7 protein-coding genes are annotated in these 13294 nt (G+C 73.7%); all 7 read left to right on the plus strand.

From position 1 onward, the window contains the following. The first annotated feature begins 451 nt into the window (after positions 1–451). The 7 genes from ACWGJO_RS38580 (at position 452) to ACWGJO_RS38610 (ending at position 13237) form a co-directional block, all read left to right on the plus strand. Positions 452–3505 carry a putative bifunctional diguanylate cyclase/phosphodiesterase gene (locus ACWGJO_RS38580; RefSeq protein WP_452190299.1) on the plus strand — a complete coding sequence of 1018 codons (3054 nt, stop codon included), beginning with the start codon at positions 452–454 and terminating at the stop codon, positions 3503–3505. 331 nt (positions 3506–3836) lie between these two features. After that, complete coding sequence (locus ACWGJO_RS38585; RefSeq protein WP_387690758.1) at positions 3837–5690, plus strand: acetolactate synthase large subunit; 1854 nt, start codon at positions 3837–3839, stop codon at positions 5688–5690. 37 nt (positions 5691–5727) lie between these two features. After that, positions 5728–6252, plus strand: a complete 525-nt coding sequence (gene ilvN, locus ACWGJO_RS38590; protein ID WP_049657946.1) for an acetolactate synthase small subunit — start codon at positions 5728–5730, stop codon at positions 6250–6252. Positions 6253–6356: 104 nt separating this feature from the next. Next, positions 6357–7355, plus strand: a complete 999-nt coding sequence (ilvC, locus tag ACWGJO_RS38595; RefSeq protein ID WP_359901553.1) for a ketol-acid reductoisomerase — start codon at positions 6357–6359, stop codon at positions 7353–7355. A 254-nt stretch (positions 7356–7609) separates the two neighbouring features. Further along, entirely contained in the window at positions 7610–9196 is a 1587-nt protein-coding gene (gene serA / locus ACWGJO_RS38600; RefSeq protein ID WP_452190302.1) for a phosphoglycerate dehydrogenase, read from the plus strand. A 245-nt stretch (positions 9197–9441) separates the two neighbouring features. Then, on the plus strand, positions 9442–9603 hold the full coding sequence (locus ACWGJO_RS38605; RefSeq protein ID WP_452190300.1) for a hypothetical protein: 162 nt from the start codon (positions 9442–9444) through the stop codon (positions 9601–9603). Between the two features lie 280 nt (positions 9604–9883). Beyond that, a complete protein-coding gene (locus ACWGJO_RS38610; protein WP_452190301.1) occupies positions 9884–13237 on the plus strand; it encodes a S8 family serine peptidase in 3354 nt (1117 codons plus the stop codon). The last annotated feature ends 57 nt before the right edge of the window (positions 13238–13294 follow it).

Genomic DNA, 13294 nt, shown 5'->3' on the forward strand with positions numbered 1-13294 from the left:
CCACTGCCGCACGGGCTGCGGCTGTCCCCGCACTATCGGCCCCCCGGGGGCGGCTTCGCCGGGCCCCGGGGCGGCCCCGGACCGGTTCCGACCGGTCCGGGGCCGCCGTTCGTCCGTCCTGGAACCGGTGTTCGGGCGCCGCCGCGTGCTCCCGTGCGCGCCGCGTGAGCCCCCGCCCGCGCGCCGCCGCCAACCGGGCCGATCCGTAGGAATCAGGGGCATTTCCCCACCCTTTCGCCATTACTCTAAGTTGAATGTGCGTGTCATTGAGTGACGGGATTGGTGTAGGGTCCATTTTGGGAGCATCGGTACGGTGCGGCGACCGGCAGGCCGCCCACCCCCTGGGCCACCGTCCTGACGGGGCGCCAGGCCACCGCGTACGTCCGAGAGGCGCGCGGCCGGTGGTCCGTGGCCGGGGCGCGAGGCCCCGGGCCGGAGGGGGAGAGGCCGAGTGAGCTCCACCGAAACGGTGCTGCCCGGAACCGGACGGCCGGAAGCACCGCACACCGACACGTCCGCCGCCGACGTGCCCGCGCCCGCCCGCCGCAGCCCGCTGTGCCGGCTCCGGGTCAGCCGCACCCTGCCCGGGTTCGTCCTGGGCGCACTCTGCCTGGCCTACGCCGCGGGCGCCGCCGCCGGCTGGGGATCACACCAACTGTCCGTCTTCATGGGCGACTTCGGACTGGCCGCGGCGGCCCTGGCGGCCGCGCTGTCCTGCCTGGTGTACGGCTGCACGGTCGGCGGGCACGCCCGCCCGGCCTGGCTGCTGTTCGGCCTCTCCTCGCTCATGGTCGCCTTCGGCAACGGCACCTGGGGCTGGTACGAGCTGGTCGTGCGCACCGCGCTGCCCCGGGACTCGCTCGCCGAGTACGCCTTCCTGCTCTTCGCCCCGCTCGCCATCACCGGCGTCCTGGTGCTCGCCCAGCATCCGCGCACGGCGGCCGGCTGGCTCTGCCTGCTGCTCGACGGCTGGCTGATCGCCGGCTCGCTGTTCACCCTCAGCTGGAGCCTGGCACTCGGCCGGATCGCGGCCGGCGAGGACGGCTCGCCGCTGCGCCTGGCCCTCAACCTGGCCTACCCGGTGCTGGACATTCTGCTGGTCAGCCTGGTGGTCGGGCTGCGCTTCGGCGGCCGGGACGGCAACCGGGCGGCGGTGCACACGGCGATGGTGGCGCTCGCCGTCACCGTCACCTGCGACGCCCTGTTCACCTCCCCGGAACTGCGCAGCAACTACCACTCGGGCGAACTGCTGGACGCCGGCTGGTTCGCCGGCAGCCTGCTGCTGGCCTGGGCACCGTGGTCGCCGCGTTGGCGCCGCCCGCTGCGCGAGCACCCCTCGGCCGGCGGCCTGCCGCACCGCCGGGTGGCCACCACCTTCAGTGCGCTGACCCCGTACGCGGCCGCCGCGGTCTGCACCGCCGGAATCCTCTACAACGCCCTCGGCGGACGGGAGTTGGACCGCGTGGTGGCCGCGGCGGCCTGCACCGTCGGGCTGGCTCTGATCCTCCGGCAGGGCGTGATGCTCCTGGACAACCTGTCGCTGGCCCAGGAACTCGCCCACAAGGAGGCGCACTTCCGCTCCCTGGTGCAGGGCTCCAGCGACGTCATCATGATCGCCGGCGCCAACGGCGTGCTCTCCTACGTCTCCCCGGCCGCGCTCGGCGTCTACGGCCGGGACCCGGAGCAGCTGGTCGGCGGCAACCTGCTGGACCTGGTCCACCCCGAGGACGTCGGCCGGGTGCTCGCCGAGGTCCGCCGCTACCTCGCCAGGGTCCGGCTCACCACCCACCGCAGCCCCGGCGGCGCCGAGCTCTCCGCCCGGGTCGAGTGCCGGATCAGCTCCGGCGCCGGCGAGTGGCTGCACGTCGAGTCCACCGTCAGCAGACATCGCGACGGTCTGCTGCTCAACAGCCGGGATGTCACCGAACGCGTCATGCTCCAGGCCCAGTTGCAGCACAACGCCTTCCACGACCCGCTCACCGACCTGCCCAACCGGGCGCTGTTCACCCAGCGGCTGCGGGCCGCCCTCGGCGCCCGCGGCCAGCAGGGCGGGACGGGTGCCGGGATCGCGGTGCTCTTCCTCGACCTGGACGGCTTCAAGGCGGTCAACGACACCGCCGGGCACCAGGTCGGCGACGAACTGCTGGTGCAGGCCGCCCGCCGGCTCCAGAGCGCCGTCCGCTGCGGGGACACCGTCGCCCGGTTCGGCGGCGACGAGTTCGCCGCGCTGGTCTGCGGCCCGCTAGGCCGCCTCCAGGTCCAGGAGCTGGCCGAGCGGCTGCGCCTCGCGCTCTCCGAGCCGTACTGGATCGGCGGTGCCGAACTCGGCGTCGCCGCCAGCATCGGCATCGCCTTCGGCACCCCCGAGCGCGGCCCGGCGGCCGACCCCAGGGTCGCCGCCGACGAGCTGATGCGCAACGCCGACCTCGCGATGTACCGGGCCAAGTCCGAGGGCAAGGGCCGGGTGGTGCTCTACACCCCCGCGATGCGGGCCGACCTGGAGCGCCGCACCGAACTGGAGGAACGGCTGCGGATGGCGGTGAGGGAGGGCGGCTTCACGCTGCTCCACCAGCCCGTGGTGGACCTGCGCAGCGGCGCGGTGACCGGCGTCGAGGCGCAGGCCCGCTGGCGCTCGGTGGGCGGCCTGCTGCTCACCCCGGCCGAGTTCCTGCGCTCGAGCGAGCACGGCGACGCGGCCACCCGGTTCTCCCGCTGGCTGGTCCTGGAGGCGGTCAGCGCGGCCGTCGAGCGGCGCACCCTGCCGGGCCGGGGCCGCGGCGCGCCGGAGCCCGTCCCGGTGGCCGTCCGGCTCTCCGTGGAACGGCTCTGCTCGCCCGGCCTGTACGAGACGGTGGCCGCGGCGCTGCGCGACAGCGGGCTGCCGGCCGACGAGCTGGTGATCGAGGTGGCCCGGATGGGCCCGGACTCGCTCGCCGACGAGCTCGGCCGCCGGCTCTCCGCCCTGCGCGGGCTGGGCGTCTCCACCTGGCTGGCCGGGTACGGCGCCGGCGGCGGCTCGCTCGGCGCCCTCGCCCGGCTGCCGCTGGACGGGCTCAAGCTGGACCGCACGCTCGTCCAGGACCTCGGCGAGTCCGCGCTCAGCCGCACCCTGGCCGGGCACGTGCTGCGGCTCGGCCGCGACCTCGGGATGGCCACCGCCGCCGAGGGGGTGGACCTGCCCCGCCAGGTCTCCGCGCTGCAGGAGCTGGGCTGCGGGCAGGCCCAGGGCTCGGCCTTCGCGCCGCCGCTGGACGAGCCCCGGCTGCGCCGGGCGCTGGCCCGCCGCGGCTACCCGCTGCCCGCGCCGGCGGGCCCGGTCCCGGCCCGCCGCTCGTACCCTCCCGCCGCCGACGACACCCGGACGGGTGGCCGGACGGGCGGCCGCACGGACGCCGAGCCGGGACGTGGCGCACATCACCATGGCGGCTCTGACCTGCCCGAACACCGTGCCGTCACTGGTCCGCCGGGAGGTCCGCATGGCGAGACGGTCGTCCCACCTGCTTGACATGCCGCCCCGGACGGGAGGAAGGTCGTTGCCATGCGCACCCGAATTCTCGTACTTGGCGGGCGCGTCGGCTGAGTGGGCTCGTACGCCCTGCTCGTGACAGCCCGACGCGCCACCCCTCGCATGCCCTTGGGCACGAGGGGTTTTTTGTTGCACTGACGCTGTTCCACCTCCGCAAGACCCCTGGCCTCGGCCGCCCGAGCATGTCCGACTTGTCGGATGGAGCGGGACGATTGAGGCAGAGCCGGCGCTCGGCCCGGACCGGGACCCCACCCTCGCAGCACCGGGGCCCGCAGCACCTGGTCGGCAAATCCCGAGAAGAGACAGGCAGATGACTGAGCACGCCGCATCCCCCCGCCGCGGGGACAACCCGGCCGCCAACGCTCCCGCTCCCCAGCACGTCGTCGAGACCATGACCGGCGCCCAGTCGCTCATCCGCTCCCTGGAGGCCGTGGGCGCGGACACCGTCTTCGGCATTCCGGGCGGGGCCATCCTTCCCGCGTACGACCCCCTGATGGACTCCGTCAAGGTGCGCCACATCCTGGTCCGCCACGAGCAGGGCGCCGGTCACGCCGCCACCGGCTACGCCCAGGCCACCGGCCGGGTCGGGGTCTGCATGGCGACCTCCGGCCCGGGCGCGACCAACCTGGTCACCCCGATCGCCGACGCCTACATGGACTCGGTGCCGGTCGTCGCGATCACCGGCCAGGTCTCCTCCAAGGCGATCGGCACCGACGCCTTCCAGGAGGCGGACATCTGCGGCATCACGATGCCGATCACCAAGCACAACTACCTGGTCACCGACCCGGCCGAGATCCCCCGGGTGATCGCGGAGGCCTTCCACATCGCCGCCACCGGCCGCCCCGGCCCGGTCCTGGTCGACATCGCCAAGGACGCGCTCCAGGCGACCACCACCTTCCGCTGGCCGGTCGAGACCGCGCTGCCCGGCTACCGCCCGGTGACCAAGCCGCACGCCAAGCAGATCCGCGAGGCCGCGAAGATGCTGGTCGGCGCCAAGCGTCCGGTGCTGTACGTCGGCGGCGGCGTGCTCAAGGCGCGGGCCACCGCCGAGCTGCGGATCCTCGCCGAGCTGACCGGCGCCCCGGTGGTCACCACCCTGATGGCGCTCGGCGCCTTCCCGGACAGCCACCCCCAGCACCTGGGCATGCCCGGCATGCACGGCTCCGTCCCGGCCGTCACCGCGCTCCAGAAGGCGGACCTGCTGTTCACCCTCGGCGCCCGCTTCGACGACCGCGTCACCGGCAAGCTGGACGGCTTCGCCCCCGGCGCCAAGGTCGTCCACGCCGACATCGACCCGGCCGAGATCGGCAAGAACCGCCCGGCGGACGTGCCGATCGTCGGCGACGCCCGCGAGGTGCTCGCCGACCTGATCGTCGCCGTCCAGGCCGAGTTCGACGCCGGCCACCGGGGCGACTACACCGAGTGGTGGGAGCGGCTCGACGAGTGGAAGAAGACCTACCCGCTCGGCTACGAGCCGGCCCCGAACGGACAGCTCTCGCCGCAGCAGGTCATCGAGCGGATCGGCCGGCTGGTCGGCCCCGAGGCCATCTACGCCGCGGGCGTGGGCCAGCACCAGATGTGGAGCTCGCAGTTCATCCAGTTCGAGAAGCCGGGCACCTGGCTCAACTCGGGCGGCGCCGGGACGATGGGCTACGCCGTCCCCGCGGCGATGGGCGCCAAGGCCGGCCGCCCGGAGACCGCGGTCTGGGCCATCGACGGCGACGGCTGCTTCCAGATGACCAACCAGGAGCTGGTCACCTGCGCCCTGAACGACATCCCGATCAAGGTCGCGGTCATCAACAACGGCTCGCTGGGCATGGTCCGGCAGTGGCAGACGCTGTTCTACAACCAGCGCTACTCCAACACCGTGCTGCACTCCGGCCCCGGCCACGACGGCATCGAGCCGCCGGCCCAGGGCACCCGGATCCCCGACTTCGTCCTGCTGTCCGAGGCGATGGGCTGCGTCGGCCTGCGCTGCGAGCGCCCCGAGGACCTCGACGCGGTCATCAAGCAGGCGATGGAGATCAACGACCGCCCGGTGGTCATCGACTTCATCGTCCACCAGGACGCCATGGTCTGGCCGATGGTCGCGGCCGGCACCAGCAACGACGAGATCCAGTTCGCCAAGGGCGTGCGCCCCGATTTCGGCGACGACCTCGACTGACCAGCCCCTGCAGTTTCCAGAACGACTGAGGAATCACATGTCCAAGCACACCCTCTCCGTCCTGGTCGAGAACAAGCCCGGCGTGCTCGCCCGCATCGCCGCCCTGTTCTCCCGTCGGGGCTTCAACATCGACTCCCTCGCCGTCGGCTCGACCGAGCATCCGGACGTGTCCCGGATGACGATCGTGGTCAACGTCGAGGACCTCCCGCTGGAACAGGTCACCAAGCAGCTCAACAAGCTCGTGAACGTGATAAAGATCGTCGAACTCGACCAGTCCGCTGCGATCCAGCGGGAACTGGTCCTGGTGAAGGTCCGCGCCGACAACGAGACCCGGTCGCAGATCGTCGAGATCGTCCAGCTGTTCCGTGCCAAGACCGTCGACGTGTCGCCCGAAGCGGTGACCATCGAGGCCACCGGCAGTTCGGACAAGCTGGAGGCCATGCTCCGGATGCTGGAGCCTTACGGCATCAAGGAGTTGGTCCAGTCCGGCCTGGTCGCCATCGGCCGCGGCGCGCGTTCCATCACGGACCGCTCGCTGCGCGCCCTGGACCGCAGCGCGTAAACAGCGCCGTCTCAAACCCTGACGCAAAGACCCAAACCCCCGCCGCGTGCGCATACGGTGAGCACCGCGTACCCGGCAACCATCACGCAAGGAGATGTGCCCCCGTGGCCGAGCTGTTCTACGAAGACGACGCCGACCTGTCCATCATCCAGGGCCGCAAGGTCGCGGTCATCGGCTACGGAAGCCAGGGCCACGCCCACGCGCTGTCGCTGCGCGACTCCGGTGCCGACGTCCGGGTCGGCCTGAAGCCGGAGTCCACGTCCCGCGCCAAGGCGGAGGAGGCCGGCCTGCGCGTCGTCACCCCGGCCGAGGCGGCGGCCGAGGCCGACGTCATCATGATCCTGGTGCCGGACCCGATCCAGGCCGACGTCTACGAGGCCGACATCGCCCCGCACCTGAAGGCCGGCGACGCCCTGTTCTTCGGCCACGGCCTGAACATCCGCTTCGGCTTCATCAAGCCCCCGGCGGACGTCGACGTCTGCATGGTCGCCCCGAAGGGCCCGGGCCACCTGGTCCGCCGCCAGTACGAGGAGGGCCGCGGCGTCCCCGCGATCGTCGCGGTCGAGCAGGACGCCTCGGGCAACGCCTTCGCCCTGGCGCTGTCGTACGCCAAGGGCCTGGGCGCCACCAAGGCCGGCGTCATCAAGACCACCTTCACCGAGGAGACCGAGACCGACCTGTTCGGTGAGCAGGCCGTCCTCTGCGGTGGCACCGCCGCCCTGGTGAAGGCCGGTTTCGAGACCCTGGTCGAGGCCGGCTACCAGCCGGAGATCGCCTACTTCGAGTGCCTGCACGAGCTGAAGCTCATCGTCGACCTGATGTACGAGGGCGGCCTGGAGAAGATGCGCTGGTCGGTCTCCGAGACCGCCGAGTGGGGCGACTACGTCACCGGCCCGCGGATCATCACCGACGCCACCAAGGCCGAGATGAAGAAGGTCCTCGCCGAGATCCAGGACGGCACCTTCGCCAACACCTGGATCGCCGAGTACAAGGCGGGTCTGCCCAAGTACAACGAGTACAAGAAGGCCGACGAGGACCACCTGCTGGAGACCACCGGCAAGAAGCTGCGCTCGCTGATGAGCTGGGTCAACGAGAAGGCCTGACTTCCTTCCGGGCCGGCACCGGCTGCGCCGCCGGCCCCGATTTTGTTACCTCGTTGTACAAGTAGGCTGCTCTCGTCCGGGTGATTTCGCCGGACGGGAGCAGCCCGCTGTCCAGCCCGTCGATACACTCCGAGTGCGCGTCAGGCCCACAGCGTCGTGCGTCTATCTACGCGGCATGCCACCTTCCCCCGCCCTCCACGCCACCTACGTGCCCGGGGGAACCGGACAGTTAAGGACCCACTGTCGTGAGCACTGTGACATCCAAAAGCGCCGTAGTTCTGATTGCCGAAGAGCTCTCGCCCGCCACCGTCGACGCCCTCGGCCCCGACTTCGAGATCCGCCGCTGCAACGGCGCCGACCGCACCGAGCTGCTCACCGCGATCGCCGACGTCGACGCGATCCTGATCCGCTCCGCCACCAAGGTCGACGCCGAGGCGCTGGCCGTCGCCCGCAAGCTCAAGGTGGTCGCCCGGGCCGGTGTCGGCCTGGACAACGTGGACGTCTCCGCCGCCACCAAGGCCGGCGTGATGGTCGTCAACGCGCCGACCTCCAACATCGTCACCGCCGCCGAGCTCGCCTGTGGCCTGCTGATCTCCGTCGCCCGCAACATCGCGCCGGCCAACGCCGCGCTCAAGCAGGGCGAGTGGAAGCGCAACAAGTACACCGGCGTCGAGCTGAGCGAGAAGACCCTCGGTGTCGTCGGCCTCGGCCGGATCGGCGTGCTGGTCGCCCAGCGGATGTCCGCGTTCGGGATGAAGATCGTCGCGTACGACCCCTACATCCAGGCCGCCCGCGCCGCGCAGATGGGCGTCAAGCTGGTCACCCTGGAGGAGCTGCTGGAGGTCTCGGACTTCATCACCGTCCACCTCCCCAAGACCCCGGAGACCATCGGCCTGATCGGCGACGAGGCGCTGCACAAGGTCAAGCCGACCGTCCGCATCGTGAACGCCGCCCGCGGCGGCATCGTGGACGAGGAGGCGCTGGCGAGCGCGCTGCGCGACGGCCGGGTGGCCGGCGCCGGCCTGGACGTGTACGCCAAGGAGCCGTGCACCGACTCCCCGCTGTTCGCCTTCGACAACGTGGTCGCCACCCCGCACCTGGGCGCCTCCACCGACGAGGCGCAGGAGAAGGCCGGCATCGCGGTCGCCAGGTCGGTGCGCCTCGCGCTGGCCGGCGAGCTGGTGCCGGACGCGGTGAACGTCCAGGGCGGCGTGATCGCCGAGGACGTCCGCCCGGGCCTGCCGCTCGCCGAGAAGCTCGGCCGGATCTTCACCGCGCTGGCCGGCGAGGTGGCCGTCCGCCTCGACGTCGAGGTCCGCGGCGAGATCACCCAGCACGACGTGAAGGTGCTCGAACTGTCCGCGCTGAAGGGCGTGTTCGAGGACGTGGTGGCGGAGACGGTGTCCTACGTCAACGCCCCGCTGTTCGCCCAGGAGCGCGGTGTCGAGGTCCGGCTGACCACCTCCAGCGAGAGCCCCGAGCACCGCAACGTGATCACCGTCCGCGGCACGCTCGGGGGCGGCGAGGAGATCGCCATCTCCGGCACGCTGGCCGGCCCCAAGCAGACCCAGAAGATCGTCGGCGTGGACGCCTTCGACGTGGACGTGGCGCTCACCGACCACATGGCCTTCTTCAAGTACGAGGACCGCCCCGGCGTGGTCGGCGTGCTCGGCCGCCACCTCGGCGACGCGGGCATCAACATCGCCGGCATGCAGGTCGCCCGCGACGGCGGCAACGCGCTGGCCTCCATCACCGTGGACACCGAGATCCCGCAGGAGGTGCTGTCGGCCATCGCCGCCGAGATCGGCGCCCACTTCGCGCGCTCGGTCGACCTGGGCTGACCCTCCCGGCCCTGCTGCGTTCTCCCGGGTGACGCCCGTCTCAGATACTAGGAAATCCAAGTATTCGTGCAGACACGGCCGGGGCGCGGCCGTACCGTGGAAGGGCCATACGGTGTGCCGCCCCTGTAGCCAGGGTGTGCGGCCCGTGTGCGCGTGCGCCTTCACGAGCAGGCGATCCCTGCTCCCGCGCTCCCTCCCCCCTCTTCGCGCCCGCCCTCCGCGGCGCCGCTTCCAAGGAGCCCGGTATGTCGCCGACCGCCGACCGTCACGCCACGTCCGCCCCCGCCACCGCCCCCGTCCGTGCCCCGCGCCGCCGCCGGGCCGCCGAGCGGAACCCCTTCGCGGCCGCCGCCCTGCAGCGCTCGCTGGACCGCCGGGACAACGGCGGCGTGACCGGCCACCACTGACGCCCCCCGGGTGACCGGCCCCGCCCTCGGGTGACCGCCGCCGCCGTCCGGCCCCGCCGTCGGGCCGGGTGTCGGCCGGCGTTCATCGGCCGAATGGGCCGTACGGGCGCGCGGGATGTCACCCAGTAGAGTGCAACCCCGCTCCGTCCGAGGGAAGTTGCTCGTCCCCGCCGGCCGATCATCCTAATTTGGGGCTCTCGGAGGGGTGATCGACGTTCGCGTGGGCGGGCGTCAGCGACACGGAGTGCGGATCAGTCCCCCTGCCGGGGGAGAGGGCCCAGTGCGTCTGCCACCCGTCCGCCGACCCGCCGCCCGGATCGGCCTCACCCTGGCCCTGCTGGCCGGAAGCGCCGTCCTCGCCGCCACCCCGGCGGCCGGCGGCCCACCGACCGCGGGACCACCGACCGCCGGACCGCCAGGGGCGGGCCGAACGGCCTCCGTCCTGCTCGAACTCACCACCGAGACGACCGGCTCCGCCTGGCGGCGCGCCGCCGACGGGGCCCGGCGGGCCCGGCGCTCCCCGGAGGACGTCCGCCGCGAGGCCGCGCGGGCCGGCGCCGCCCAGCGGTCCCGGACCGGGGACGCGCTCGACCGGCTCGCCGGGGCCGTCCACCGGGCGGCACCCGCCGCGCGCGAGCTCTACCGCACCCGCACCGTGCTCACCGGCCTCGCGGTCAGCGCGCCCGCCGACCGGCTGCCCGCGCTGCGGGCACTGCCGGGCGTCCGGGCCGTCCACCCGATCGTCGCCAAGCGGCGCGACAACGCCCACTCCGTCCCGCTGACCGGCGCCCCGCAGGTCTGGGCCGGCGACCGGACGGCCGGCACCGGGCAGGGCATGCGGATCGGGATCATCGACAGCGGCATCGACTACACCCACGCCGACTTCGGCGGACCCGGCACCGAGGAGGCCTTCCGCTCGGTCGAGCGCGGCAAGCCCGCGCCGCCCGCGCTCTTCCCCAACGCCAAGGTGGTCGGCGGAAAGGACCTGGTCGGCGACGACTACGACCCCGACCCGGCCTCCCCGCACCACCAGCCGGTGCCGCACCCCGGCGACAACCCGATCGACTGCGTGCGCAACGGGCACGGCACCCATGTGGCCGGCACCGCCGCCGGGTACGGCGTCACCGCCGACGGCCGCCCGTACACCGGTCCGTACGGGCCCGGGCTGGACCCGGCCGGCTTCCGGATCGGCCCCGGCACCGCCCCCGGCGCCCAGCTGTACGCGATCCGGGTGTTCGGCTGCGACGGCTCCACCGACCGGGTCGCCGAGGCGCTCGACCTGGCCGCCGACCCCAACGGGGACGGCGACCTGAGCGACCGGCTGGACGTCGTCAACCTCTCGCTCGGCAGCCACTTCGGCAGCACCGACGACACCGACGCCCTGGCCGTCGACCGGCTCGCCGAACTGGGCACCGTCGTGGTCGCGGCGGCGGGCAACGACGGCGACGTGTACGGCATCGGCGGCAGCCCCGGCACCGCCGCCCGGGCGATCACCGTCGCCGCCTCGGTGCACGGGCACGCCGACGTGGACGGCATCACCGTGCTCGCCCCGGTCGAGCGGGCCGGAATCGTCCCGGCGCACTGGAGCGAGCGCTACCAGGGCTGGTCCACCGGCGACGTCAGCGGCGAACTCGCCCTGCCCGCCGACCAGTCGGATGGCTGCACCGACTTCAGCGAGGCCGACCGGCAACGGCTGAAGGGCCGGATCGCGCTGCTCGCCTGGCGCACCCGGGAGGCCGACCGGGTCTGCAACTCCGGCCCGCGCGCCGACCACGCCGCCGACGCGGGCGCGATCGGCGCCCTGTACGCCGCCGACTCCGACCACCTGGCCGAGATCTCCGGCAACGACCGGATCCCGGCCGCGCTGCTGGCGCGTGCCGACGGCGACCGGCTCCGGCAGGCCGCGGCCGCCGGGCCGGTGCGGATCCGGCTCGCGGCGCCCGGCAACACGCTGCACGGCTCGGTCGCGCAGGACCAGCCGGCCCGGGTCGACACCCTGACCGACTTCACCTCGCGCGGCATCGGCGTGCCGGGCGTGGTCAAGCCCGACCTGGCGGCCCCCGGCGAGAGCATCTGGTCCAGCCTGGTCGGCAGCGGCGCCGGCGGCCAGCGCGAGAGCGGCACCTCGATGGCCACCCCGCACGTGGCCGGACTCGCCGCGCTGGTCCGCGCCGCGCACCCGGGCTGGCCGGTCGAGCAGGTCAAGGCCGCGCTGATGAACACCACCGTCGACACCTACCTCGGCGACGACCGCGGCGGGCCGGTCTACGGGCCCGAGCGCACCGGCGCCGGGCGGGTCCGGGTGGACAGGGCGGTCCGCACGCCCGCCGTCGCCTACGCGGTGGGCGAGGGCGCCGTGGAGGGCGTCGTCGGCGTCTCCTTCGGGCCGGTCGAGGTCGGCGGGCCGACGGCGGTGACCCGGGAGATCGAGGTGCGCAACACCTCGGCCGCGCCGCTGACCTACCGCACCTCCTACGCGGCCGCCACCCGACTGCCCGGCGCCTCCTACCGGGTGACGCCGCCCCGGGTGGACGTCCCGGCGGGCGGTACCGCCCGGGTGCGGGTGACGCTCGCCGTGCCGGGGGAGCTCGGGCGGGCGCCCGACCCGACCGTCGACACCGTGCAGGGCGGCCGGGCCCGCAGCTACCGGGGCGAGCTCTCCGGCCGGGTGCTGCTCACGCCCGTCGGCGACGACACGCCGCCGCAGCTGCGGATCCCGGTGCTGGCCGCCCCCCGCCCGACCGGCGACCTCATGGCGACGGCCACCGTCCGCACCGCCCGGGACGGTACGCTGGTCGCCCTCGGCGGCCGCGCCGCGCCCGGCGAACAGCCCGGGCTGGTCAGCGCCCTCGCGCTCGGCGGCGAGGGGATCCGCTGGCCGGACTGCCCGCCCGGCGGCGGTGACGCGGCGGTCACGCCGGGCGCGGGCGTCCGGCCGAAGGGCACCGGGGGGGAGCCGGGCCCGGCGCAGGAGGTCTGCGTCGAGCACCCCGGCGAGCGGTCCGCCGACCTGCGCGCGGCGGGCGCCGCCGTCGACTCCGAACTGCTGTACGTGGGAGCGCAGTTGTGGGCGCCCGCGGCCACCCCGGTGGGGCTGTACGGGGTGCGGGTGGCGCTGGACACCGACGGGGACGGCAGCACCGATGTCGTCCTCAAGGCCGACCGGCTGCGCGGCAGCGACGTCCTGGTCTCCCGGGCCCTGGACGCCCGCACCGGGGCCGAACTGGACGTCCAGCCGCTCAACGCCCACTGGGGCGACACCGACACCGCCCTGCTCGACAGCGATGTCCTGGTGCTGCCCGTCCGGCTGAGTGCCCTGCCCGGCGTCGCGCCCGGGCACAGCACCGTCCGCTACGGCGTGTGGACCGGCTACGCCGGGGCCGGTACGCCGGACGTGGCGGACGCGCTCTGCGCCATCGGACTGAACGGCACCGCCCCGACCGTCCCGCTGGACGTGCTGCGGCCGGCACTCACCGTACGGGCCGGCCTCACCGGCCCGACCGCGGTGGTGGTCCCGGCCGGCCCGGGCGCCGTCCTGGACGTGCACCGGTCGCAGGGCGGCACCTCGCGGCTCCTGCTGCTGTACCACCTCAACCCGGCCGAGCGACGGGCCCAGGTGCTCGACCTGCCCTGATCACGGGGTCGGGAGACCCGATCACGGGACCGGGGCCGGGGCGGCCCGCCGGCACTC

The organism is Kitasatospora sp. NPDC054795, assembly GCF_053611565.1.